This window comes from Sphingobacterium multivorum, from assembly GCF_039511225.1.
Lineage (GTDB): Bacteria > Bacteroidota > Bacteroidia > Sphingobacteriales > Sphingobacteriaceae > Sphingobacterium.
Map to the genome: position 1 here is coordinate 3,337,380 of NZ_CP154261.1, position 26,415 is coordinate 3,363,794.

General features: G+C 40.9%; 25 protein-coding genes. 11 read left to right on the forward strand and 14 right to left on the reverse strand.

Features of this window, described 5'->3' with window-relative positions; translation table 11 throughout:
• The first annotated feature begins 43 nt into the window (after window positions 1-43).
• The 3 genes from AAH582_RS13920 to AAH582_RS13930 all read left to right on the forward strand — a co-directional run bounded on the left by AAH582_RS13920 (window position 44) and on the right by AAH582_RS13930 (window position 2,659).
• Window positions 44-592: a nucleotide exchange factor GrpE gene (locus AAH582_RS13920; protein WP_343318088.1), complete on the forward strand. Its 549-nt coding sequence runs from the start codon at window positions 44-46 to the stop codon at window positions 590-592.
• 10 nt (window positions 593-602) lie between these two features.
• Complete coding sequence (gene dnaJ / locus AAH582_RS13925) at window positions 603-1,757, forward strand: molecular chaperone DnaJ (RefSeq protein ID WP_046672894.1); 1,155 nt, start codon at window positions 603-605, stop codon at window positions 1,755-1,757.
• 314 nt (window positions 1,758-2,071) lie between these two features.
• On the forward strand, window positions 2,072-2,659 hold the full coding sequence (locus tag AAH582_RS13930) for an outer membrane beta-barrel protein (RefSeq protein WP_115049011.1): 588 nt from the start codon (window positions 2,072-2,074) through the stop codon (window positions 2,657-2,659).
• A gap of 68 nt (window positions 2,660-2,727) precedes the next feature.
• Here the strand turns inward: AAH582_RS13930 and AAH582_RS13935 are convergent, their stop codons facing one another.
• Window positions 2,728-3,501, reverse strand: coding sequence for a C40 family peptidase (locus AAH582_RS13935; RefSeq protein WP_343318089.1), 774 nt, complete (start codon window positions 3,499-3,501; stop codon window positions 2,728-2,730).
• A 73-nt stretch (window positions 3,502-3,574) separates the two neighbouring features.
• On the opposite strand from AAH582_RS13935, the gene AAH582_RS13940 reads away from it, so the two are divergent.
• Entirely contained in the window at window positions 3,575-4,048 is a 474-nt protein-coding gene (locus tag AAH582_RS13940) for a universal stress protein (RefSeq protein WP_046672897.1), read from the forward strand.
• A 77-nt stretch (window positions 4,049-4,125) separates the two neighbouring features.
• Here the strand turns inward: AAH582_RS13940 and AAH582_RS13945 are convergent, their stop codons facing one another.
• The 6 genes from AAH582_RS13945 to AAH582_RS13970 are packed head-to-tail and all read right to left on the reverse strand — an operon-like array spanning window position 4,126 to window position 10,354.
• On the reverse strand, window positions 4,126-5,301 hold the full coding sequence (locus AAH582_RS13945) for an RsmB/NOP family class I SAM-dependent RNA methyltransferase (RefSeq protein WP_343318091.1): 1,176 nt from the start codon (window positions 5,299-5,301) through the stop codon (window positions 4,126-4,128).
• A 7-nt stretch (window positions 5,302-5,308) separates the two neighbouring features.
• Window positions 5,309-6,592: an ABC transporter substrate-binding protein gene (locus AAH582_RS13950; protein ID WP_053003558.1), complete on the reverse strand. Its 1,284-nt coding sequence runs from the start codon at window positions 6,590-6,592 to the stop codon at window positions 5,309-5,311.
• Window positions 6,549-8,099 (reverse strand): glutamine-hydrolyzing GMP synthase, encoded by a 1,551-nt coding sequence (guaA, locus tag AAH582_RS13955; protein ID WP_046672899.1) that lies wholly within the window; start codon window positions 8,097-8,099, stop codon window positions 6,549-6,551. The genes AAH582_RS13950 and guaA overlap by 44 nt, the downstream gene beginning before the upstream one ends.
• Window positions 8,100-8,141: 42 nt before the next feature.
• Complete coding sequence (pyrF, locus tag AAH582_RS13960; protein WP_343318094.1) at window positions 8,142-8,978, reverse strand: orotidine-5'-phosphate decarboxylase; 837 nt, start codon at window positions 8,976-8,978, stop codon at window positions 8,142-8,144.
• Window positions 8,979-9,001: 23 nt separating this feature from the next.
• A complete protein-coding gene (locus AAH582_RS13965) occupies window positions 9,002-9,595 on the reverse strand; it encodes a TlpA family protein disulfide reductase (protein WP_343318096.1) in 594 nt (197 codons plus the stop codon).
• A 15-nt stretch (window positions 9,596-9,610) separates the two neighbouring features.
• On the reverse strand, window positions 9,611-10,354 hold the full coding sequence (locus AAH582_RS13970; RefSeq protein ID WP_343318098.1) for an RluA family pseudouridine synthase: 744 nt from the start codon (window positions 10,352-10,354) through the stop codon (window positions 9,611-9,613).
• An 83-nt stretch (window positions 10,355-10,437) separates the two neighbouring features.
• On the opposite strand from AAH582_RS13970, the gene panB reads away from it, so the two are divergent.
• From panB to AAH582_RS14000, 6 genes are all read left to right on the forward strand, one after another.
• Window positions 10,438-11,253, forward strand: coding sequence for a 3-methyl-2-oxobutanoate hydroxymethyltransferase (gene panB, locus AAH582_RS13975; protein WP_046672903.1), 816 nt, complete (start codon window positions 10,438-10,440; stop codon window positions 11,251-11,253).
• A gap of 6 nt (window positions 11,254-11,259) precedes the next feature.
• Entirely contained in the window at window positions 11,260-11,862 is a 603-nt protein-coding gene (locus AAH582_RS13980; RefSeq protein ID WP_343318101.1) for a hypothetical protein, read from the forward strand.
• Between the two features lie 83 nt (window positions 11,863-11,945).
• Window positions 11,946-12,098: a 30S ribosomal protein THX gene (locus AAH582_RS13985; RefSeq protein ID WP_070561129.1), complete on the forward strand. Its 153-nt coding sequence runs from the start codon at window positions 11,946-11,948 to the stop codon at window positions 12,096-12,098.
• A 183-nt stretch (window positions 12,099-12,281) separates the two neighbouring features.
• The gene (locus tag AAH582_RS13990; RefSeq protein ID WP_046672906.1) at window positions 12,282-13,343 is read left to right on the forward strand and encodes an efflux RND transporter periplasmic adaptor subunit; all 1,062 of its coding nucleotides are present in this window, start codon (window positions 12,282-12,284) and stop codon (window positions 13,341-13,343) included.
• A 6-nt stretch (window positions 13,344-13,349) separates the two neighbouring features.
• Window positions 13,350-16,433 (forward strand): efflux RND transporter permease subunit, encoded by a 3,084-nt coding sequence (locus tag AAH582_RS13995; RefSeq protein WP_343318104.1) that lies wholly within the window; start codon window positions 13,350-13,352, stop codon window positions 16,431-16,433.
• Between the two features lie 7 nt (window positions 16,434-16,440).
• Window positions 16,441-17,742 (forward strand): TolC family protein, encoded by a 1,302-nt coding sequence (locus AAH582_RS14000; protein ID WP_343318106.1) that lies wholly within the window; start codon window positions 16,441-16,443, stop codon window positions 17,740-17,742.
• A 123-nt stretch (window positions 17,743-17,865) separates the two neighbouring features.
• Here AAH582_RS14000 and AAH582_RS14005 read toward each other — a convergent pair whose 3' ends face one another.
• Window positions 17,866-18,132 (reverse strand): hypothetical protein, encoded by a 267-nt coding sequence (locus AAH582_RS14005; protein WP_172462508.1) that lies wholly within the window; start codon window positions 18,130-18,132, stop codon window positions 17,866-17,868.
• Between the two features lie 323 nt (window positions 18,133-18,455).
• Between AAH582_RS14005 and AAH582_RS14010 the strand changes: the two genes are divergently transcribed.
• Window positions 18,456-19,181 carry an acyl-[acyl-carrier-protein] thioesterase gene (locus AAH582_RS14010; protein WP_046672909.1) on the forward strand — a complete coding sequence of 242 codons (726 nt, stop codon included), beginning with the start codon at window positions 18,456-18,458 and terminating at the stop codon, window positions 19,179-19,181.
• A gap of 99 nt (window positions 19,182-19,280) precedes the next feature.
• On the opposite strand, the gene AAH582_RS14015 is transcribed toward AAH582_RS14010, so the two are convergent.
• From AAH582_RS14015 to AAH582_RS14040, 6 genes are all read right to left on the reverse strand, one after another.
• Window positions 19,281-19,910 (reverse strand): gluconate 2-dehydrogenase subunit 3 family protein, encoded by a 630-nt coding sequence (locus AAH582_RS14015; RefSeq protein ID WP_343318108.1) that lies wholly within the window; start codon window positions 19,908-19,910, stop codon window positions 19,281-19,283.
• Between the two features lie 19 nt (window positions 19,911-19,929).
• Window positions 19,930-21,363 (reverse strand): Gfo/Idh/MocA family protein, encoded by a 1,434-nt coding sequence (locus AAH582_RS14020; RefSeq protein WP_046672911.1) that lies wholly within the window; start codon window positions 21,361-21,363, stop codon window positions 19,930-19,932.
• Window positions 21,364-21,382: 19 nt separating this feature from the next.
• A complete protein-coding gene (locus AAH582_RS14025; RefSeq protein ID WP_046672912.1) occupies window positions 21,383-23,068 on the reverse strand; it encodes a GMC oxidoreductase in 1,686 nt (561 codons plus the stop codon).
• A 42-nt stretch (window positions 23,069-23,110) separates the two neighbouring features.
• Window positions 23,111-24,355: a nucleoside permease gene (locus tag AAH582_RS14030; RefSeq protein ID WP_046672930.1), complete on the reverse strand. Its 1,245-nt coding sequence runs from the start codon at window positions 24,353-24,355 to the stop codon at window positions 23,111-23,113.
• A gap of 95 nt (window positions 24,356-24,450) precedes the next feature.
• Window positions 24,451-25,374 carry a hydroxypyruvate isomerase family protein gene (locus AAH582_RS14035; protein WP_070561137.1) on the reverse strand — a complete coding sequence of 308 codons (924 nt, stop codon included), beginning with the start codon at window positions 25,372-25,374 and terminating at the stop codon, window positions 24,451-24,453.
• A 15-nt stretch (window positions 25,375-25,389) separates the two neighbouring features.
• Window positions 25,390-26,412 carry an FAD:protein FMN transferase gene (locus tag AAH582_RS14040; RefSeq protein WP_343318111.1) on the reverse strand — a complete coding sequence of 341 codons (1,023 nt, stop codon included), beginning with the start codon at window positions 26,410-26,412 and terminating at the stop codon, window positions 25,390-25,392.
• Window positions 26,413-26,415 lie beyond the last annotated feature (3 nt).

Here is a 26,415-nt window from a genome sequence, read left to right on the forward strand (position 1 = left end):
AAGCATAGAGTAAATTTTTGAATCTAATTTTAGCATTGAAGATATGAATGAGCAAGATAATTATTACGATGAAGGTCAAGATCCAGTAGAAACAAATTCTTCTGAACAGGAACAGCCTGCTGATAATATAGCAGAAGAACTGTCTACTGAAGAGAAATTGGCTGCAGAATTGGCAGAGGCAAAGGATAAATACATTCGTCTTTCTGCTGAATTTGACAATTATAGAAAACGTACAAGCAAAGAACGTGTTGAATTGATTCAATCAGCAGGAAAAGATGTCATCAGTAAGCTATTACCTACACTAGATGATTTTGACAGAGCGTTAACAGCCATGGAAACAGCGACAGATGTTGAATCTGTAAAAACAGGAATGGATATTGTTAACAACAAATTCAGACAAACATTGTCACAATTGGGGTTAAAGGAAATGGAAGCTACAGGCCAAGCCTTCGATCCTGAATTACAAGAAGCTATCACAGCAATTCCTGCACCCACAGCAGAATTAAAGAATAAAGTAGTGGACGTGATCGAAAAGGGGTACTACTTAGGTGACAAAGTGATCCGTCACGCAAAGGTAGTTATAGGTCAATAATATTAAGACGATGTCAAAAAGAGATTATTACGATATACTTGGTGTCTCGCGATCAGCGGACGAGAAGGAGATTAAATCAGCATATCGCAAATTAGCGATAAAATACCATCCGGATAAAAATCCTGGTGATCATGAAGCTGAAGAACAGTTTAAGGAAGCTGCTGAGGCATACGATATCTTGAGCAATCCACAAAAACGTCAACGTTATGACCAATTTGGCCATGCCGGTAATTCAGCGAGTGGTGGTTTTGGCGGTGGCGGCGGTATGAATATGGAAGACATATTCAGCCAATTTGGTGATATCTTTGGTGGAGGACATCCATTTGAAAGTTTCTTTGGCGGTGGCGGTGGCCAACGTGGCGGCCGTCGGGTAGCTCGTGGAAGCAACTTACGCATAAAAGTTAAATTAACACTCGAAGAAATTGCCAAAGGCGTCGAGAAAAAGGTAAAGGTCAACAAACAAGTGGTCTGTCATTCTTGTGACGGATCTGGTGCTAAAGATAAATCTTCGTTCCATACCTGTAAAACCTGTGGCGGATCAGGATCAGTTCGAAGAGTAACAAATACCATCTTAGGACAAATGCAAACAACAAGCACTTGCCCTACGTGTAATGGTGAAGGTGTTGAAATCACAGCAAAATGTACAACTTGTAGAGGTGAAGGACTCGAACGCGGTGAGGAAACAATTGCGATCAATATTCCTGCGGGTGTAAGTGAAGGCATGCAACTTTCCATGAGTGGAAAAGGAAATGCTGCTCCGCGTGGCGGCGTCCCAGGAGATTTAATTATCCTGATCGAAGAAGTACCACACGAAAGTCTAAAACGCGACGGACTAAATGTAATCTATGATCTATACATTAATTTCGTAGATGCGACCTTAGGTACTAGCGTGGAAGTTCCTACAATAGATGGAAAAGCGAAGATCAAAATTGAGCCCGGTACACAAGGCGGTAAAATTTTACGGTTAAAAGGAAAAGGTATTCCCGAAGTCAACTCTTATCACAAAGGGGACCAACTTGTATACGTTAATATCTGGACACCAAAAGCTGTGTCTAACGAAGAAAAAGAATTATTGAACAAACTGAAAGAATCACCAAACTTTAAACCTCAACCAGGTAAAAGTGAAAAATCATTCTTCGAGCGAATCAAAGAATATTTCGATTAAAATCGGTCTTTCAAATACAAAAAAAAGCCATTTGTCCGCTGTTGACAAATGGCTTTTTTTTATCTTCTTACTTGAAATTGACAATTAAAAACAAAAAGTCAGGACAATATCATTATCGTTAAATAGAAACGATAAAAATAAAAATACACTAAATTTTAATTCATTGAACCACTATCAATTACCATAATGGCAAAACATCTAGACAATCTAGTGACAAAAAATTAAAATAAGATTTCGATATTTGACTAACAAATTTAAAAAGTCAGGAAGTATTTACTGGCTTATTAGAACAAACTATTTTAAATAAAAAAGACATGAAAAAAGTTTTACTAACATTGACTGCCATTGCAGGTTTAACAATAGCAGCACAAGCTCAAACTGAACAAGGAAAAATTATGGTTGGTGGTCAAGTTGGCTTCCAAACTTCTAAAGTTAAAGACACAGACTTCAAAAATAACTCATTCTCAATCAACCCAACAGTTGGTTACTTTGTAAGCGACAACTTGGCAATTGGTACAGGTATCGGTTACAACTGGAGTAAAGATGAAAGTGTTATGGACTTAAGCACAAAAAGAGACGCGTTCCAAGTTTCTCCATTCGTTAGAAAATACTCTGCTAATGGTCCATTAAGATTTTTTGCACAACTATCCGTACCAATGTCTTGGGGAAAAACTACCGTTGAAACCAATAACGTAAAAGCAGAATCAAAATTTGAGAACTACGGTGTCGAATTGGCTCCAGGTTTGGCATATTTCCCAACAAGCAAAGTCGGTATCGAATTAAAAGTTAGAGGTTTATACTATAATTATAACAATAACAAAACAGCTGATAGAGCAACAAATACATTTGGTTTAGACGCAAATTCATTAGCGCCAACTTTAGGTGTACAATTCCATTTCTAGTCAGTACGGAATTTAACAATAGGAAAGGCTATAATTACTTATAGCCTTTTTTTTTCTGTCAATTGTTATCAATAATACCGTTTAACAATCCGGAGTTTGTGTGTGTAACGGTTCTGTTCAGCATTAAAAATACCTTCCGTATCCATCCGATCGACACGCACTTTCGCTGAAGCGTGGATAATCGTATCGCGATCCAGCATAATCCCTACATGGGTAATCCTTCCTTCGGCGTTATCGAAAAAAGCCAAATCCCCTACCCGTATTTCCGAAACAAAATCCACTGTCTGCCCCATCTCCGCCTGCTGGTAAGCGTCGCGAGGTAAGGGAAGGTCAAAGCAACTATAAATCAATTGGGAGAAACCGGAGCAATCAATTCCCCATTGTGAACGTCCACCCCATAGATAAGGAACGTCCTGATAGCTTAAGGCCAATCGCACCACCTCGGTTTCAAATTGCTCTCTGGTAAAGGTATTGATACTGCCTTGATAGGTTAATGTCAATGGCGATAAATTGACGGTATTCTCTGTATTTAGATAAAGCTTGGTACCATGACAGAGCTGAAATTGTGTCGTATCGGTAAAAAGAACTCCCCCCTCCCGTCCAACGATAGTAGGTTTTCCACTCAGATAATGTTGCCTATCCAAGTCGTTTAGTTCCTTAAACTGTCCGTTTTGAATCCAACCCAAATAGTCGGTTTTCAATAGACGTATTGATGTCCAATCGGCCTGTTCATCAAGGATCTCAAAAAGTTCCCCAAACAATACCTGAGAAACCATTTCACTGCGGTGTGCCTGTTCTGAACGTAACGGAACGAGAGCTAGTGTACAAATACCATATTTCATGTGCTAAACAAAACAAAATCGTCAAAAATGTGATTATATATTATATGACGAAGATAAATTAATTATAGTAGAAATGGACAATACAAACTCAAAATTCAAAAGGATACTCGTCGCTGTCGACGACGAACCATGCTCAGAGAAGGCGATACTATATGCCAAAGAAATGGCCGCAGTATTTGGAGCCTCTATAGCGCTTGTCACTGTTGTTCCCCCTACTTCTCCGGCCAACTTTGGCGCGGATCCACTATTAGGTCAGCAACCTATCATTGTTCCGGAAGTATCGGAAATGGAACAGGATAATGCACAAAAATACCTTGAGAAAATAAGCCGCGAGTTTACAGGTGCAGGCGAAGTTTATCTTTTTAATCGAATTGGATCCATTAAAGAAGAAATTCTGGCGGCATCCCATGAGTGGTCCGCCGATCTTATTATTATGGGGACCAATGGACGGACTGGCTTTGACCATTTCATTTCTGGTTCCGTATCCGAGTCAGTCATTCGCAAATCAACTTGCCCTGTGCTCGTTATTCCCAGTAAATGTGACTGATATTAATTGATCCCTAAATATAAAAGGCTATTTTTTCCAATGAAAAAATAGCCTTTTGCTTTTATTGCTTCTGAAAATTACCTTTTAATCAATCGCGCCACAAACATACTATCCGCTTTCTCTTCATAACCTTTCAAATAGTCCATGCGTTCGATTTCAAAACCAAAATTATCCACAATGTAATTGACAACATCTTCATTTTCCGCTTTAAAAATGGAGCAGGTTATATAAATCAAAGGCTTGCCCACTTTAACATGTCCTACTACATTACTTGCAATATTTTTTTGTAGTGCATTGAATTCGCCAATCTTAGCAGCCCGAAACTGTCTAATCATTTCTGGTGTACGCCCCCAAGTCCCCGATCCTGTACAAGGCGCATCCAATAACACCCCATCAAATCTTTCGCTCCCAAGAAGCGCAAAGGTATCCTTAGTAAGATCGAGTATTTTTTTTCGGTAATGCTTAATTCCAGCACGGTCAAAACGTTCATCGAGATTTCGGAGAATACTCATACGAACATCGGATACCAAAAGATTGACAGTCGGACAAGCGTCCATCAATAAGAGAGATTTTCCACCTGAAGCTGCGCACGCATCCCACCAGGATTCCTTGTCAGCTGGATCCATATAATCCAACGTGCGCTGTGAAGAAAGATCCTGCACTTCTATCATTCCATCCAGCGTATCAAATCGCTGCAAGGATGTTCCATTATTCAAGGCAATAGTCTGATCGCCAATCATGGAATAAGGAATCTGATTGTTATCCAAAATAGCACACACGACTTTTGTCTTTCCGCGTTTCACCCGAATATATAAATAAGGCTGTATCAACTGGCTCTCTAAAAATTGTACCATGTCGATCTCATCAGAAATATGATCCGCAAATGGAAAGAGGTCTTCCCGCTTAAAAACACCTTCTGACTCCAGAAATGCAATTTTGTCTTTCAGTGGTTGCTGGATCTTATCGCTATACGAAGGCTCAAGAAGAGCTACCAAAGGGCTTTCTTGTTCACATAGAAATTCTGCAAGTACCAATCTACGCTGTTGTGACAGCTGTGAAGCTGCCGTTCCCAGACGAAAATAATTATAACATAAACGGGAAGTAGCCTTGCGATCGGATGATCCCATTTGCTTATTCAGCTTAAAAAAAGTAGTCAAATAACGCGAAAAGGGTTGATCCGCTTCAAAACCATCCATTGCCCGCTCAAAATTACGTATTTGCTGATGAACACGTCTTTCACTGAATTCAGCCATTCAAAGATTATTTTCTTTCAAATTTTTTGTTGTGATAAACCATCATACCCAAAGCTCTATTGGCATAGCCCCATTTTGGATAAAATTCAAATTTATAATCGCTATTCAATCCCGAAAACTTATCCTGCGTCATCCGGCTAACATAATCTACGCCATATTTGTGGATCAATCGACCGAAATACAACGCCGCATCATATCCTTTATAGGAAAACTCAGATGGGTCCACTTTATAAGCCGATTTATAATTTCCAATAAATTTACGGGTATCACTATCGCTCTCATTCACCAAGTTGGAAGACGTAACAGTAAGTCCATAAAAATCCATATTTTCGAAATTCTCAAACGAAAGCTTAGCCATATTCGGATGTCCATACAACTTAAATTGATTACCGGGATTCAAAAAGCGTTCGTCCATCTTATCCAATAAAGCTTTCACAAGATTCTTATTGGCTGTACCACTTACAATATGATTTGAACCGGTCAAGACAAGACTATTATCCAGTTCCGCAAGATTATAAACCGTTTTCACTTTTGCCTGTGCATTGGCTTTTGAAATTTCGCTAACAAAATTGACTAGGAACTGTTTGCTTTCATCGTCACCGGCATCGTATACTAATATTTGATCACCGGTATAGTATTGATCAGCAACATATTTCGCCAATGTTTCGGAATGTGTTCGAATAGAGGGTGTGATGGAAACCAAATTAGGTAAGCTAAATTCAGAAGCCATAGTGGCCGCCAAAGGGGAAACCTGCAGCACATTCTTATTTGCAAATGTTTGCCCAAAGCTTTTTATCTCACGTGGATACACTGGGCCGACCACAAGTACGGCATCTTTGACATTGACCGAAGTCCCTAAAGTCGCATTATACGCAACATTGTCTCGAGAATCAATTACTTGTAAATCAAATAAAGCACCCTCTTTGGCAATTTTGTCAAGACCCAACTGAAACCCCTGATAAAAATCAAGTGCCAAGGAAGAACGCTCCACATCTTCTTTCGTAATCGTCCCTGCAATACCACTTAACTCGAACGGAAGTAGTAGGGCTATTCGATTATTTTTCACGGCGTGCCCATTGACATTTTGCACATCGCCCACTTTGACAATGGTCTTTTCTTTGTCAACAGCTGGTTTAGTCACAGCAGTTTGCTGTTCGCCTTGACCGGAGGAAGGCGAACGCAATACTGTGCTTCTTTTGGTTGTACAACTCGCAAGGCATAACGCCACAAGTGCCGCAACCCATATTTTATTCCCACTCAATTGTAGCGGGCGGTTTTGAACTGATATCATATACAACTCTGTTTATTCCTTTCACATGGTTGATAATTTCATTTGAAATTTTTGCCAACAGGTCATATGGTAAATGTATCCAATCCGCAGTCATTCCATCAAGAGAACCAACTGCACGTAAGCTAACAACATGTTCGTAAGTACGCTCGTCACCCATTACGCCTACGGAACGCACTGGCAAGAAAATTGTACCAGCTTGCCATACTTTATCGTACCAGCCAGCTTCCTTCAGGTTATTGATAAAGATCGCATCAGCCTCTTGTACAATACGTACACGCTCAGGCGTAATATCACCTAAAATACGAATTGCCAAACCTGGTCCAGGGAAGGGATGTCTGCCTAGAATTGCCTGATCCACTTCTAATGCTTTTCCTACTCTTCTTACTTCATCTTTAAACAACGTCTTAAGTGGTTCTACAACTTTCAATTTCATGAAATCCGGCAAACCACCAACGTTATGGTGCGATTTGATTGTTGCTGAAGGTCCTTTCACTGAAACCGACTCGATAATATCTGGGTAAATTGTTCCTTGTCCCAACCATTTCGCTTCAATTCCTTCAGGTAATTCCTTTTGGATTTCTTTTGCAGCTTCATCAAAAACATCAATAAATGAATTACCAATGATTTTGCGTTTCTCTTCTGGTTCAGAGATTCCAGCTAATCTACCATAAAATAAATCCTTGGCATTTATTCCTTTAATATTTAACCCCATATTTTTGTAAGAATCCAATACCTGCTCGTATTCATCTTTACGAAGCAGACCATGATCTACGAAAATACAATGTAAATTTTTTCCAATTGCTTGGTGCAACAATACCGCTGCTACTGTCGAATCTACGCCCCCTGACAAAGCCATGATAACGTGATCGTCACCCAATTGTTCTTTCAAAGCGGATACTGTTGTTTCAACAAATGCGTCTGGTGTCCAATCCTGTGCACAACCACAAATGTTTACAACGAAGTTTTTTAATAAGATAGCACCATCTGTACTGTGTGTTACTTCCGGATGGAATTGTATACCATAGGTACGGGTGCCTTTTACTTGATAAGCTGCAACGCGCACTTTATCCGTACTTGCAATAATATCAAAATTTGCAGGAACTTCTTTGATGGTGTCTCCATGTGACATCCATACCTGCGATTGAATGGGTACTCCTGCCAATAATTCATTCTCGCTATTGACAAACTGCAGATTTGCACGACCATATTCACGAATTTCAGATGGCAACACTTCACCTCCTGATTTTTGAGCAATGTATTGCGCTCCGTAACAAACTCCTAAAAGTGGGAAACGATCCTGAATAGCGACAAAATCAATTTGCGGTGCATCTTCTTGTCTAACAGAATAAGGACTTCCCGAAAAGATAACACCTTTTACGGTATCGTCAAAATCTGGCAATTTATTGAACGGGTGTATCTCACAATACACATTTAGTTCTCTGACACGTCTAGCGATTAACTGTGTGTATTGAGACCCGAAGTCTAGAATTATAATTTTTTCTGGCATGCTGCAAAGGTAAGTATTACGAATGAATTATTAAATGTCAAATCAGGAAATAATGCCTGCTTTTAACAGTTCTACTTCCATTTCTTTCTGTAGAATCAGCGCTTCCTCCCGTGCCCTTTCAGCGAAATCACGTCCGTTTGAGGCATAGATAATTCCCCTTGTGCTGTTTACTAAAAGCCCGCAATCTTTGTTCATACCAAATTTACAAACATCTTCAAGCGAGCCGCCTTGTGCCCCCACGCCTGGAACCAATAAAAAATGTTCTGGTGCATGTTCTCTAATTTTAATAAAGCCCTCCCCACGTGTTGCTCCGACCACATACATCAAATTGTCAGGTGTACCCCAAGTATTGACTTTATCGATCACCTGTTCGAACAATTGCAATCCTTCTTTGTTTTCAAAATTTTGAAAGTCCAGGCTACCTTCATTCGATGTTAACGCAAGTACGATAGCCCATTTATCGTTAAAATCCAAAAATGGTGTCACCGAATCCTTCCCCATATAAGGTGCGATAGTAATACTATCAAATCCAAGACCAGACGTCTTTTCATCAAAAAATGCCATCGCATAACGTCCCGACGTATTACCGATATCGCCCCTTTTTGCATCAGCAATACTGAAACAATCCTTCGGTAAAGCTGCCCAGGTTCTTTGAAGCGACTGCCAGCCTTTCATGCCATAACATTCATAAAACGCAATATTAGGCTTATAGGCAACACATAAATCAGCTGTTGCATCTATGATAGCCTTATTAAAGCTATAGATCGGATCCTCATCATCTAAAAGATGCTCCGGGATTTTGGTGAGGTCTGTATCGAGTCCGACACATAGAAATGAGCGTTTCGCTTTTATTTGATGAATAAGTTCTGCTCTTGTCATACTATATTTAGAGATCTTAAAAATTATTTATTGATTAAATCTTGCATAAATTTGCCTACATCCGGACTTGAATAATCCGCCATACCTTCATGCCGTGTCGCGATCTTACCCGCTTTGTCCAATATCACCGTTGATGGAATCGGTCCCGAGAGCCATTCTTTTGGAATATCGCTATTTGGAAAACTAATTGGCAGGGTCAACTGCTGTTCTTTCATGAAAGTCTCAGCCTTAGCCCTGTCGCCTTCAATCTCCACAATTAAAAACACCATATTTGGGTCATCTTTATACCGCTCATAGAGTACATTGATCGAAGGCATTTCGGCACGACAGGGAGCACACCAGGTTGCCCAAAAGTTAATAAAGACCACTTTTCCCTTCAGATCCGCCACCTTGATTGTTTCTCCCCGCGAATTGACAAAGGAGACATGATTGAATGAAGCCTCTGGAGCCCGCCTGTCGGATTCTTTAGTAGCTGAAACAAGCTCCAGTTTAGGGTTGAAAAAACCCAATTTCATTAAAAATTGCTGAAAATAACTTCTACTTGTTGGCCAGATCAACAAACCGATGAGCAGTACAAATACACCGTTTCCGATGATGTTTCTTGTCTTTGGACTCATTAGGCAATCCCGGGATTAAGAATCGAACTTATCCAACAGCTTCAATAAGGTCGCAAAATCCTTTGGATAAGGTGCCTCAAAAGCCATCTTAACTCCATTCAACTCAAATTCAACCTGTTTTGAATGGAGTGCAAAACGCTTCATAATAGGCTGCTCCTCTTCATCTTTGGACAATGTATATCCCCTTTTCTTAATTTGGGACAAATACACAGGTTTACCGCGATACATGTCATCCCCCACGATAGCGGCATGTTGTGTGGCGAGGTGAATACGGATTTGGTGCATACGTCCTGTAATAGGTTTACATTCCACCAAAGTATAATTCTTATAGTATTTGATCGAATTGAAGATGGTCTCGGCCGGTTTACCGTTTGCACGGTCAATAGATACGTTTTTATTGCCCTGATTCAAGATAGGTAAATCGACAAGCAAGTCCTGAAAAGTATGTGTACCTCCTATGACCGCATGATAAATCTTATTCACTTTTCTTTTTTCAAATGCTATGGAGATTGTACGGTATGTTTCTGGATTTTTTGCAATTAGTAAAATACCCGAGGTCTCTTTATCCAGGCGGTGGCACACCTGTGCATCAGGATGATATTTCTTCGCCAAACGAAGAATATTGACCTCCCCTCCCTCACGTTCATCTAACGAAGCGACAAACGGTGGTTTATTGATAACGATCAAATTTTCATCCTCATGGATGATTAATTCTGAAAATTTGGGGAATTTAAATAGACGAGTCTCATTTTGTATCATTCTGCAAAAATACAAAACACAAGGCAGAATATTGCTCAATGTATGATAAAAAGCTTACTTTTGAACACACAATATAAGTTAAGATGTCTGTAAACAAAGAAATGAAACGAGTAAGCACAGCAATGCTGCAAGCCATGAAAGAACGTCAGGAAAAGATTTCTATGCTTACAAGCTATGATTACTCCATGGCCAAAATGGTCGATCAAGCTGGTGTTGACGTTATTTTAATTGGAGATTCTGCTGCTAACGTATTCGCTGGCTACGAAACTACCTTGCCTATCACCCTAGATAATATGATCTACCATGCCGCTGCCGTCGCTAGAGGTACCCAACGCGCCATGGTGTTGGCAGATTTGCCATTTGGATCCTATCAGGGTTCCGCCAATGAGGCTTACAATGCCGCCGTACGCATGATGAAAGAATCAGGTGCGCACGCACTGAAACTGGAAGGTGGTTTAGAAATCATCGAAAATATCAAAAAAATCATTGCCGGAGGCATCCCCGTATGTGGACACCTGGGCTTGACTCCCCAATCCATCAATAAATTTGGAAATTTTGGTGTGCGGGCAAAAGAAGAACAGGAAGCCGCAAAATTAATAGAAGATGCACTCGCTTTACAAGAGGCGGGCTGCTTCGCCATTGTTTTGGAAAAGATACCTGCAAAATTAGCCAAAACAGTTACCGAAAAACTGGTGATTCCAACAGTTGGTATTGGGGCTGGACCGGATTGCGATGGACAAGTTCTTGTAATTAACGATATGCTAGGTATGAATGCTGATTTCAAACCAAAATTTATGCGTCATTTCGCTAATTTGCACGAACAGATCACAACTGCAGTAGCTCATTATGTGGCCGAAGTAAAAGCGGTCCAGTACCCGAACGAAGACGAACAATACTAAAAAAATATGCGGTTTTTGATCATTGGACTTATTATTCTTATTGCTTATCTGATGATACGCAAAAAATTCAGTCTATTTGGGTTTACCGAGGATATGTCCAGAAATTTAAAATCAGGTTTTCAGTTGATTGAAGCTTCATCTCCGGTCATCCAGGCAAATCTAAAGAAGAGCGTCTCCAATGCCGTGACGGGTGTTGTCCTCATTTTGATCACCGTCCTGCTGTTCATGAAGATAAAAATTGTCCTGTTCCTGCTTCCGATAGCCTTTTTCCTGCTAGGTTATCTTTTTCTGTTCAACAACCACTTTAGCAAGCTCAAAAGCCAGCAAATCTGGTACAATGCCAAAACCAATGAAGTTTTTATTGAACAGCTCAAAGGAGAAAACTATGCTTTTAACATGTTTAAGGACATAGAAGCCGTTCAGAAAATCGAATCTATTCAAACGACCAAAGGTTTATTATACGGCTACTACCGTATCAAGTTAAAAAATAAAATATTGGAAATTCCCTATTTAGTCGCGGAAAACAAGCCTGCCAACAATTTGTTTTTCGACACCATCGCCCAAAATTTCAATATAGTTACTCAAAAACGTATTTTTCCAATCATTTAAAAATGAACAAATTGAATATCCAAAAAGAATGTGGTATATTTAGGTAATTAATAAAATTTGTTAAAACCAAAATATTTCACACTATGGGAAAAGGTGACATCAAGACCAGAAGAGGAAAAATATCGAATGGTTCTTTTGGAAAAAGAAGACCACATGTATCGAAAACTGCAATCAAGGCGGAAGTAAAACAAGAGGCTCCAAAAGAAGTCCAACCAAAAGCAAAATCAAAGAAATAGTAAACAGGAAGCTAGAAAGTTATTTCTAGCTTTTTTTATTTCCAACCATTCGCGCTCGCCCATTTCGCTGTCCATTGGTAAAGTTTTCATGTATTGTAAAATCCTTTTGACAACTGATATCAGCATAATATTAAACCTATATTTACCCGTTAAATGTAAAAAGTACATAAGAGACTATATCGTATGAATAAAAAATCGATCATTTACCTCCTTTTGGCTTGTGCTGTATTTGGAGGTGGATACTTTCTGATAACTGCTAAAAAAGACAAAAAAGAAGCTGATAAGCCTAATGGAAAAAAAGATATGCCCGTCCCGGCACAGGCTATCATTGCCAAATCTTCCGTCGCCGATAGATCCATTAATCTCTCGGGAAGCATTGACGCAGAAGAGCAGGTTGAAATCAGAAGTGAAGTAAGTGGTCGAATCACCAAAATCTATTTCTCCGAAGGACAGCGCATCAAAAAGGGCGAGCCCTTGATCAAGATCGATGATATTGAACTTCAGGCACAATTAAGACAAGCGCAAACAACAAATCAGCTGAATGCCGAAAATGAACGCCGGGCCAAACTGCTGTTGCAGAAAGGAGCAATCAGTCAGGAAGAGTTTGATATTGCCAGTGCAGCTTTAAAAACTTCCTTAGCACAGATCCAGTTGATTCAGGCGCAGATATCCAAAACAACCATCCGTGCTCCTTTTAGCGGTATGATTGGACTTCGGAATATTTCCGTAGGTGCCATTGTCTCATCCAGCACCCTGATTACAAATTTAGTGAAGGACAATCTTGTCAAAGTTACTTTTGCAGTACCCGAAAAATACAGCAATATTGTTAAGATAAATATGCCCATTGAGTTCAGTGTAGCCAATGAGCCAACCGTCATTAAAGCGAACGTTTACGCTATCGAACCGCAAGTATCACTTAACACCAGAACCCTCACCGTCCGCGCCAGAGCAGCAAACGATCAGGGTAAATTGAAAGTCGGATCTTTTGTCAATGTTATCGTGCCGATCGAAGTGGAAAACGATGCGATATCCATTCCTACAGAAGCTATTGTTCCCGTACAGGACGGTAAAAAGGTTTTCGTACTACAGCATGGCCTCGCCAAGGAAGTGAAGGTCGAAACAGGTGCACGTACCGACAAAGACATCGTCATCCTATCTGGAATCAGTGCCGGTGACACCGTTTTAACCACGGGCGTTCTGTCTTTAAAAGATGGAGTAAAAGTTAAGGTATCATTAGCTAACTAGTTGTACATGAATTTATCTGCAGTTTTTATTAAACGCCCTGTTTTAACTATTGTCGTCAATATTACCATCATCTTGTTTGGCTATATTGGTTTTAGTTTTCTGGGTGTACGCGAATACCCCTCTATTGACCCCGCTATTGTTTCTGTCAGAACAAATTATGCCGGTGCCAATCCTGATATCATTGAATCTCAGATTACCGAGCCACTAGAAAAGGCTATAAACTCGATCGATGGTATTCGTAACATCTCTTCTTCAAGTAACCAGGGATCCAGCAATATTACCATCGAGTTTGATTTAAAAAAGAACCTGGAGGAAGCCGCAAATGATGTCCGGGATAAAGTATCGCAAGCCGTCCGAAGCCTACCCCAGGATATTGATGCTCCACCGGTGGTATCCAAAGCCGATGCGGACTCCGATCCCATTATTACGTTGACATTGCAAAGTGAGACACGCGACAAACTTTCGCTGAGCGACTATGCCGAAAATGTGATTTCTGAAAGGTTACAAACCATACCCGGCGTCAGCAGCACACAGATCTATGGCCAAAAACGTTACGCCATGCGGCTATGGCTCAACCCCGACCGTATGGCTGCCTATGGTATCACTGCTTCGGATATTCGTACGGCATTAAATAGCCAGAATGTTGAATTACCTTCGGGGAAAATTGTCGGAAACACAACCGAACTCACCGTAAAAACCGTCGGCAACCTCTCTACCCCCGAGCAATTCAACAACATCATTCTAAAAGCCGACAGCAGCCGTATCGTCAAGTTTACCGATATTGGTCGGGCCGAAATAGACGCTGAGAATCTCGAAACAAAAATGGTGAGTAATGGTAAACAGCTGGTCGGTATTGCCATTATTCCGCAACCGGGAACAAATTATCTCGATATTGCCAACAATTTTTATAAAATGCTCGATCAGATCAAAGAAGATCTGCCGCAGGATATTATACTCAACATCGCTTCTGATAATACGACATTCATCAAAAAATCAGTTGAAGAAGTCGCCGAGACACTCCTGATTTCGATCATACTGGTCACCCTGATTATTTATTTTTTCTTTCGCGACTGGGGCATAGCGTTACGTCCGTTATTGGATATTCCGGTATCCTTGATTGCGACATTCTTTATTATGTATATTTTTGGTTTTTCCATCAATGTACTGACGCTACTCGCTATTGTACTTGCGACGGGGCTTGTCGTCGACGACGGTATCGTTGTTACCGAAAATATCTTCAAGAAAGTTGAAGAAGGAATGTCTCCAATTGAAGCCGCGCTAAAAGGGTCTAAGGAAATATTCTTCGCTGTTATTTCCATTTCAATTACACTTGCAGCGGTATTTTTACCGGTGATATTTCTTCAGGGCTTTGTGGGAAGGCTGTTCCGAGAATTTGGTGTCGTCATCGCCTCGGCCGTATTGGTTTCGGCATTTGTTTCCCTCACCCTTACACCGATGCTCAATGCCTATCTGATCAAAGGTGGTGGTCACAAAAAGACGAAGTTTTACGATTGGACAGAACCCATGTTTGTCAAAATGAATAAAGGTTATGCCAAGGCACTGGAAAAATTCATGAAATTCAAATGGATCAGCTTTCCAATTCTGATCCTATGTTTTATCATTATTGGTATCCTTTTCTCCTCCATTAAAAAGGAAACAGCGCCTTATGATGACAGAAGTAACATCTCCGTCAATGTAACAGGTCCTGAAGGTGCCACCTATGAATACATGGATCGCTACATGCAGGAATTGGACAAATTGGTCTACGACTCCATTCCCGAAAATAAAATCAGTTTAAACATTACCTCTCCGGGTTTCGGCGCGAGCTCAGTCAACTCCGGACGTATACGGATGACTTTGGTTGATCCTGGTGAGCGCAAAAAATCACAGGATGATATTGCCAAAGAGCTCACTAAATGGACAAAACAATACGATGCCGTACGCGTAAATGTTTCGCAAACGCCAACGATATCCATGAATCGAAGAGGTGGACTACCAGTTCAGTACATTATCCAGGCACAGAATTTTGAAAAACTTCAGGAAAAGATTCCCGAATTTATGAATGAGGTCAACAGCGATCCAGCATTCTCGACAACGGATATCAACCTGAAGTTCAACAAGCCCGAGCTGCATGTCGAAATTGATCGTCTGAAAGCACTTAGTCTGGGTGTTTCGGTACTTGACGTTTCACAGTCACTCCAATTGTTGTTAAGCGGCCAACGTTTCGCCTATTTTATGCGTGATGGCAAACAATATCAGGTCATAGGCCAAGTTGAAAATGACCGTAGAGCTACACCGACAGACCTCGCTTCAATTTACGTGCGTAATAACCTCGGACAGCTTATCCAGTTAGATAACGTCGTAAGCGTCAGGGAAGAAAGCAGTCCCCCCCAACTCTACCACAATAACCGGTATATGTCGGCTACAGTTTCAGCTGGCTTGGCACCAGGCATGAGCATGAGCGACGGAATTGCAGCAATGGATCGCATAAAAGAAAAGGTACTCGACCAGAGCTTCACCACCGACCTTAGTGGTGAATCACGTGACTTCGTTGAAAGTAGCTCCAATACCTTATTTGCTTTTGGCCTTGCTTTATTGCTTATTTACCTGATCTTGGCGGCCCAATTTGAAAGCTTCCTCGACCCATTTATCATTATCCTTACGGTGCCTATGGCCGTTGCCGGTGCACTAATAAGTCTATGGCTATTTGATCAAACCTGGAATATATTCAGTCAAATTGGAACAATTATGCTTATCGGTCTAGTGACCAAAAATGGTATCCTGATTGTTGAGTTTGCCAATCAAATGCGTGAAGAAGGCATGGAAAAATTTGAGGCAATCATGCACTCTGCCGAATCACGCCTCAGACCGATCTTAATGACAAGTTTGGCCATTGCCTTGGGCGCATTACCGATTGCCATGTCACTTGGAGCTGCCTCAACGAGCAGAATTGGTATGGGAGTTGTGATCGTTGGTGGTACAATATTCTCCCTTATCTTAACCTTGTTCATTATCCCGGCGATCTATTACATGTGGTCAAGACAAAAAAAGCATAGACCTGAATTTGATAACATTAAAAGCTACGAATAATAAAGACATGAAGAGAAATTTCATCCTACTAGTATTACTTTACTCCATCATGTTTCAAACACGTGCGCAAGAAGTACTGACTTTGGAAGATGCACTGAAAACTACGCTGAGCAATAACTTCAACATTCTCCTGGCTAGAAATGACAATAACATTGATGTGGAGAATACCAGTTTAGGAAGCGCGGGTATGCTCCCAGCAGTAACTGGAACGTTCAATAGAAGCAACTCCATCCAGAATTCCAGACAGGTCAGAGCAGATGGTCAAATACAGCAGATCTCCAATGCAAAAAACGACAACATGTCTTACGGGGTCAACCTAAACTGGACGATATTCGATGGATTGGGTATGTTTGCCCGTCGCGATCGCTTCAAAGAAATACAACGCCAAGGGGAAGCGGAGATTAAATATCAAGTGATCACCCAGCTCAGCGAAGTCATGGCAACCTACTACAATCTGGTGCAGCAAAAGCGCCTGATAAATGCGCTGGATACCACCATCGCCCTATCGAGATACCGCGTCACGCTGGCCGAAAATCGCCTGGAGATCGGAAAAGGCTCCAAGCTGGATCTCCTGAATGCGAAAGTCGATTTAAATACCGATCAGACAAACTTACTCAGACAGCAGGAAAGCTTCAAAAATACCAAGACTTACCTCAATCAGCTGATGACACGCGACTTGAGCCTGGATTTTCAGGTTGAAGATGAGATGAAACTTGATACGGATCTTAAACTTGGTAATCTGATCGAAATTGCCGATCGCCAAAATCCACAAATTCAGCTTGCCATCATCAACAATCGGGTGGCCGAACTCAACTTAAAAGCAGTTAAGGCCGAACGTTATCCCAAAATTGGATTAAACAGTGGTTACAACTGGAACGAATCCCACTCCTCCCTCGGTTTCTCGACAGAAAACAAAAATAGAGGTCTTACCTACGGTGTATCGGCTTCCCTTAATATTTTCAATGGATTTCTGCAAAATAGAAACGAACGGATTGCCAAATTTCAGATTAAGGGTTCTGAGCTACAGATACAGCAACAGAAACAAGATATTCAGGCACAGGTCAGAACGCTGTTCCAAACCTACATCACCAATATGGAACTGGCTCATGTAGAACGGAAAAATGAGGAGCTGGCAAAAGAAAATTTAAATATCACCATGGATAAATTCCGTATCGGTACCATCACAACCTTGGAAGTAAGAACAGCGCAGCTAAACTACATCAATGTAATGACTCGGAGCTATACTGCACAATATGACGCGAAGGTATCCGAAATACGCCTAAAAGAATTAACAGGCGAAACATACTAGAAATTTCTTTCAGCATAAAGTTCTCTTCATGAAGGGACAGGATTTTGAAGCGCTTTTCATCAGCATCTATTCTTAAAAAGCGAAAGGCTCCTTAACTAAATGAGGAGCCTTTCGTTTGTCTATTTAATAGTCAATTGCTATAATAGATTTCAGTGGTATTAAAACGCCACTTTTAATCTGAATATATCTATCGGTTAGCGACCACACAGTGGTCTCGATACGCTTTGGTCCGGAATCAGTCTCAAAGGCGATTTCAGTTTTGGATTTAAACTCATTTCCCAACCGAAGTGCCCCCTTCAATTTATCCATAAAAGTCGCTGTCTTATCTTCACTCGCCGGGATAAATTTAAATTGAGGAATTTCCTCTTTAGCTATTAGTTCTCCAACCATAATACTAGCATTTAATGTGTAAATTATTGTTTTGCGCTATGCTACTCTTATAACGCTTTAAAGCCAATCTTATTTTATTTCTTTCTGCCATTGGCTTATTTAAATCTACCGATTCCCATGATAAAAATCAATTAAATCCTTGAAAACTATCATTTATTTTACAATAAAAAAACGATTGTACTTTAGACACACTGCTCCGCTTAGAGACCGTCTGCGAGCCAAACAGGCATTTATAACGAGATATCTGAATATAGTGTCATTTCATTTTGAATTTATAACCCAAATCATTCATATTGCCTATTTTTGCTCAAAACAATATGTAAATGGAAAAATCTATTTTTGAAAAAGAGTGGGAAATCTATTTCACGCAATGCTATTCTAACGGCCGCATTCGTTTCTCTGATTTATCCAATATCCTGCAGCTTACCGCGGGAGAACATGCCAATATTGCTGGTTTCGGTTTTAAAGAAATGGCCAAACATAATCAAACTTGGGTACTTAGCCGCATACGCATAGAGATTGCACGACTGCCCAAATGGATGGATCTTGTCAAGGTTAAAACTTGGGTTCAGGAATTGGAAGGCGCGCGCTCAACGCGGAATTTCGAAATTACAGTCAATGGGCAGATGTATGTTACGGCAACCAGTTATTGGGCTGTGATCAATACCGTGAAGCGGAGCTCTGAAACACTCGCAATTTCCACCAAGGATTTTACCACCTATCCCGATCGCCCGGCAACACAACAGCCCTTTTCAAAACTGGATATTTCCCAGACTGTCAAAAACAGCGATGAATATAGCGTTAAGCTTTCTGACTTGGATATTGTCAATCACGCCAACAATGTAAAATACCTGGACTGGTGTATGGACAGGTTGCCCATTGAACTTGTCTTGACCAATCAGATCAAATCCCTAGAGATGAATTACCTGCGTGAATTACGCTATAATGATACCGTAGAAATTAATGGCGATGCAACTGATCAGGGTTACTTTATGACAGTGACCAAACAGCAGCGTATTCATTTTGCGCTAGCCATAGAAACAAAATAAAAAGGGGAAACAAGATAAGAACGCAAAACAAGATAAAACGCGAAACAATAAAAAAAGGGAGGCTACGGGCCTCCCTTTTTATTTTACATAGTGCATCGTTTATGCAAATGCTTTATCGCCTTTTTTGTAAGGAAGGTTACCATCAAATTTTCCGGGGATCTTTACAAAACGTAGCGCTTTTGTACAGCCCAGCTCGGAGTTGAAGAAACCAGTCAATGTTAACTGTTTGAACATCGTGAACCAGTGTGGTGGATCGTTCTCAACGTAATTGTACAATTGATTTTGTTTCTCCTTATTCTTCTCAATGATATCTTTTTGATCTTCAGCCTGTTTTTTATTAAACTCGTTGGCTTCTTTGTCCAAAGCAGCCGCAACAGCTGTTCTGTCTGCCGCAGAAAGCTCCAGGAATGGCTTGCCTTTCACCTCTTTTGCCTTATCATCTAAGCTCGCAAAACCAATTAAAAATGCTTTTTGTTGCTTTTCTGTATAACAGTCACGAACCATGACCGGAATAAAACTTCCTACCCCTGCTTCTTTCGCACCCGGAGTTGCGGTAGCTGGTAAGATTGCCTCAGCCAAGTCACCTAATAAGTCAGTTGTCTTCGCTTCAAATAATGCTTGCACATCTTTTGTTGCTGAGCGCGTACAACCCTCCAAAAATAAATTAGCGCCGATAACGGTACCTCCTAAAATTAAGGCAACCCGTTGTAATGCTTCTCTTCTATTCATACTACTAAATATCTTAATTTTAGAAATTATATTTCATTTCCCAACCTTGTCTGTAATTACGTTTTACGTATTGATTGACGTTGTCAAAATTGGTAACACGCATATTATCGTTATCCCACAACAATTTCAGGTTACGTCCAGGGTATTTACCATCAATACGTAAATCAGCACCTCTGATCGCTAGGTTGGCCATTAATAAAGCTTCTGTCAAAGGACCTGCTATTTCAAAAGGTGAACTTACTTCTTTCTTGCCGTAGCCAGCTTGACAGGCTTCCACCCATTGTGCGTAGTGTCCACCTTCTTGTCCTGGTACACGGGCATATTTCTGTGCCACTTGCTCTTTTCTTGAAGTTGGCAACAAGCGTGCATTCTGGCCGTAGGTATCCGCAAGGATTTTACCTTTTGTACCAACAAGTAAGATACCATTACCACCATCACCAAAGATTTCGTTTGGACCTAATTCATCCGGACGAGCAGGCTGAATACCACCATCCATCCAATGTAAAGTCACAGGACCATTTGTACGTGCAGTTTTAGGGAATGTTAATGTCGCATGGCTCGATGGAGGGCAGCTTTCAGGGAAATATCCACGTTTGAATTCATCCACATACACCGATCCTACAGTTGCCTGTACATCCTGTACATAAGTCAATCCCAAGGTACTGAAAGGAACTTCCAACAGGTGACAACCCATATCGCCCAATGCACCAGTACCATAATCCCACCAGCCACGCCAGTTGAAAGGTACCAATTTATCGACATATTCTTTATACGGTGCTGTACCCAACCAAAGGTCCCAATCTAATTCCTTTGGAACTTCGGCCTTGCCTGTAGGCCATGCAATACCTGAAGGCCAGACCGGACGATCTGTCCAACAATATACCGTGTGTACATCACCGATTAGGCCTGCTTCATACCACTCACGTACAAAACGTGGTCCATCATTCGATGCACCTTGATTTCCCATCTGGGTAACCACCTTATATTTTTTAGCTGCATGCGTCAATGCTCTCGCTTCCCAAACATCGTGAGTCAACGGTTTTTGAACATACACGTGTTTACCCAACTGCATAGCTGCGAGTGCCTGAATCGCATGTTGATGATCTGGAGTTGATACAGAAACGGCTTCTATACGTTTGTGCTCCTTATCCAACATCTCACGGTAGTCTTTGTAATATTTTGCTTTCGGGTAGCGTTTTAACGCACCAGCTGCACGACGGTCGTCCACATCACACAAGAAAGCCAAATCTGCTTTTCCTGAATCATGGAATGCATTGATGTCACTAAAACCCTTACCCCCTACACCAATACCTGCTACTTGTAATTTGTCACTTGGAGCTGTAAATCCATTTCCGCCCAATACATGGCGAGGGACGATCATAAAAGCCGCAGCAGCTGTTGCCGCGCTCTTTATAAAATCTCTTCTACTCGTCTTATTTGAGTTATTTTCCATTGTTATCAATCTTTAGCTATTAGATGTTACCTTTTTTCAATTCGCTCACTGCGAAATCAACTGCACGAGCAGTAAGTGCCATATATGTTAATGAAGGGTTGACACAACCTGCAGAAGTCATACAAGCACCGTCCGTTACGAAAACATTCAATGCATCCCAAACTTGGTTGTTACCATTTAATACCGAAGTTTTTGGATCACGTCCCATGCGGGCAGTTCCCATTTCGTGGATACCTTGGCCCAAACCATATACGTTATCGTACGTATAGGTATCTTTTACGCCAATGCTTTCCAACATTTCCTTCATTTCATTTTGCATGTCACCACGCATTTTCAATTCATTATCCTTGATCTCAGCGTCAAATGATAATACAGGTAAGCCCCATTTATCTTTTTTGTTCTTGTCAAGTGTAATTTTATTTTCGTGATATGGCAAGGTTTCTCCAAAAGCAGTAAAACCAACAGTCCAGTCACCTGGCTCACAGATCGCATCTTTCCATGCACCACCAACTTCCATCTCGGCAACAGCACCAGACCAACGTCCACGACCTGCAGCACCTTGGTAACCAAATCCACGTACATAGTCACGTTTTTTGGTATCACCTTCTACGTTTACAAAACGTGGCACATACAAGCCTGTCGGTCTACGACCATATACATAGCTATCCAAATATCCATCTATTTTACCTCCGGCACCACAACGGAAATGGTGATCCATCAAATTGTGACCCAATTCACCGCTACTGCTACCCAGACCGCCTTCCCAAACATCTGTAGCTGAGTTCATCAACACCCAAGTCGAGTTTAATGCAGATGCACAAACAAAAATTACTTTAGCGAAAAACTCATACGTTTGGTTTGTTTCAGCATCAACAATTTCAACGCCTTTCGCCTTTTTCGTGTTTTTATCGTAGATAATTTTTGTTACGATAGAAAAAGGACGTAAGGTTAAGTTATTAGTCTTTTTCGCTGCAGGAAGAGTCGCCGATTGTGTACTGAAATAAGCACCAAAATTACAACCCAACCAACATTGATTTTGATATTGACAATTTACACGGTCATGATGCGGAACAGTAATGTTTGCTGTTCTACCCATGATGAAATGACGTTGACCACCATATTGTTTTTTCAAACGCTCAGCCAGGTCTTTTTCAACAATGTTCATCGCCATTGCCGGCATGTAATCTCCATCTGGCAAAGATGGTACACCATCTCTATTTCCAGAGATACCAGCAAATTTTTCAGCATAACTATACCAAGGGGCAATATCCTTATAACGAATCGGCCAATCCACACCATGGCCATCTTTCAAGTTAGCTTCAAAATCCAAATCGCCCAAACGATAAGATTGTCTCCCCCACATTAAAGAACGTCCACCAACATGATACCCACGGTACCAGTCAAAACGTTTTACCTCTGTATAGGGACTTTCTTTTTCATTTACCCAAAAATCCAGGTTCTTCTCATTCAGTGGATAATCTCTACGCAAAACCGGATATTCTTCGATCATTTGCTGCGTACGACCGCCAGCATGAGGCCATTCCCATGGATTCTTATTTGGCGCAGTATAATCCTTGATGTGTTCAATGTTACGACCACGCTCCAGCATAATTGTTTTCAGCCCTTTCTCTGTCAATTCTTTCGCAGCCCATCCACCACTTATCCCCGAACCGATTACAATTGCGTCATAAGTATTTGTTGCCATCTCTCTTCTAATTATTTGTTTTTAAATAGTTATTTTTTCTGTTTAGTGTGCAGCATTAGTACTGTCGATCTTTTCGTCCTTAAATAAAGCTAAAAAGATAAAAAATACAACAGCTGCGATAATTGCAGGTACAACCCAGGTATGATTCCAGAATGCTGCCATATCGGTTGCTTTCAATTCCTTGTACTTATCTCCAACATAACTTGCTACCCAGAAACCGATCAACTGTCCGACACCATATGTTGCCAAAGTGATCAAGCCCTGTGCTGCTGATTTGTATTTAACGCCAGCTTTGCTATCTGTATAAATCTGTCCCGAAACAAAGAAAAAGTCATAACAGATACCGTGCAATGCAATACCGATCAACAACATGAACGACAATTCACCTGCATTGCCATAAGCAAATAATAGGTAACGAATTACCCAAGCCAACATACCGACCAAAATTGTTTTCTTGAAGCCAAATTTTGTAAAGAAAATTGGTAAGGCCAATAAAAACAATACCTCAGATGCTTGACCGATAGTCATCTTGCCTGTTGGATTCTCCAATCCTATTTCAGTAAGGAACAAGTTGGCATTTGAATAATAAAATGCCAATGGAATACAGATCAACACCGAAGAAATAAAAAAGATCAAGAAATTTCTGTCTTTCAACAATTTGATCGCATCCAGTCCAATGATTGATGCAAAGGATGGTTTTTCGGTTTCATCCAATTTAACCGGTGGCGTTTTAGGTAATGCAAAGGAAAATACCCCCAGTACCAATGAAGCTACGCCCGACATTAAGAAGGTGTTTTTCAAAGCCCCTTCTGATGCAGCGGCATCCCATCTAAAGATATAACTGATTGCTAAACCTGCTACAATCCAACCAATTGTTCCCCAGATACGTATTCCTGAAAATTGTTTTTCCGGATTTGTTAATTGACGAAATGAAACTGAGCTCGCCAAAGCCAATGTCGGCATATAAAGTATCATATAAGCCAATACATACGGATAAAAAGTAGACATATCTGCAGCACCATACATTTGATACATTAATACCGCGCCAACCAAGTGTAAAACACCCAAAATACGCTCCGCATTAAAATAACGGTCTGCAATCATTCCGACAATAAAAGGCGCGATAATCGCTCCCAATGATTGTGTTGAAAATACATTGGCCATTTCAAAATCCGTTGCATGTAGATTTTTGCTCAAGAAAGTACCTAATGTGACAAACCATCCCCCCCAAATAAAAAATTCGAGGAACATCATAAAGGATAGTTTAAATTTTATTGTTGATGAAATCATAAAAAAAATGGTGTTTTACAATACTACTAATTGGTTTTACCTGCTCAATTTAAGAAATTAAATCTAATTGTCAATAGTACACTATTAAAATATTACAAAAAGCTATCGACCTCGCGATAAGCCGCCACCAAGCGATCCTCACCCTCTTTACCAGGCTTGGAAATACCATGCTCCATTCCCATGATACCCTTATATCCTTTACTATGAATGTGTTTGAATACGTTTTTATAATTGATCTCGCCCGTAGTCGGTTCTTTACGACCTGGATTATCGCCGATTTGAATATACGCAATTTCATCCCAACAACGATTCATATTTGCAATTAAATCTCCTTCGGTACGCTGCATGTGATAAATATCATATAAAATTTTACAGGATGGACTGTTTACAGCCTTACATAAAGCATAGGTCTCATGCGTTTGCTGCAAAAACAAATCTGGTGTATCACTTAAGGTTTCCAACACCATCACCAAACCATGTGGTTCAAAGATCTCCGCACCCTTACGCATCGCAGTAAGGATATTGCTGAACTGATTACCCCACGGCAGTTTTCTTTCATAAAAGCCCGGTACCACAGTCAGCCATTTTGCATTACAACGCTTGGCAGCTTCGACAGACTTCTTGCATGTTTCGACAAACTTGTCCAAATACTCCTGTTTACCCGTCGCTAAAGAAGGCATCCAGTTTTGTCCGCCATCCACAACAAATACACCCATGGTCATGCCTAACTTCGCCAATAAATCACCAATCTTCTGCTGCTCGTCCAATGTTCTGCCCAAATAGCCATTGTCTTCTATTCCACGGAATCCCAAATCATACATATACCGAATTTCATCCAGGAAATTATCACCTGCATGATTTTTGAACATTCCCTGATGGGGAGCATAATTTAAATTGAATGTCTTTCCTTTATCCATCGTATTTGCTGTATTTTGAGTTGTAGACGCAAAAGTCTGTCCAGCTAGTCCTGCCCCCGCGGCCAAAAGACTACCTTTAATAAAATCCGATCTCTTCATTTTATTTATAATTGATTAATTTTTAAATAATTTACCAAATCCATCCGAATAAATCGTTTCTATGGACTGATTTTTATTTTTAAAAATGACAAAAACCGCCACACCTTTCAATTTTCTGGCTTTTGTCTTAATTTGTTCGGGTTCCATGCCCATAAAATAATTATCCAGTGCATCCGCTTCCATGGCAGTCTTCGCATAGACGCTGACACTCAATATATCGGTCATGTATGGGAAACCCGAAACAGGGTCAATATGATGACCCAATTTTTTCCCTTTGTATTGAATAAACTTTTCGAAACTGCCGGCTGTTGTCAGCGCCCCTTCATTGAGCTGCGCAACAGCAGTCATCAATTCCTCCCCACTTTCACCATCGGGCTGAACAATACCAATGGAAAAGCCCTGCCCACCTGGCGGAGTTCCCAAAGCCCTGATTTCACCACCGACCTCGACCATATAATTGGCAATTCCCTTACGTTCGAGATAGTCGGCCAAGACGTCTACCGTATACCCCTGTGCAATACCATTAACATCGATTTTAATCCCCTTTTTCTTTTTGATCAGCCGATTGCCACTAACCTTCAAGTAGTGCATTCCCACCAGTTCCTTCGCTTTTCGTACCGTCGCCGAATCCGGGGCCACCAGGCTCTTATTAGCACCAAAGCCCCATAGGTTGACCAGCGGGGCAATAGTGATATCGAATTGACCTTTCGATAATTTGTGGTATTTAAAGGAAGCTTTTATCACCTTAGCCATGTGGCTATCCATCACAACAGACATTACCGTATCTGTATTGAACTTGGATATCCTCGAGTCCTTGCGATAAATTGACATCGACAAATCGATTGCCGTTAAAATACTGTCAACTTCCGACCGTCTAACAAGACTGTCGGAAGCGAAGTAAGTGATATGGAATTGGGTACCCTGCGCGGGTCCCTCCAGCCGAATTTTATGGGGTTTCGTTGCCGGTATCTGCGCCTGTACATCAATGCAACAAATCGTAACAAAAAATAGAAGGCACAAATTCCACTTTAATCCCATCGG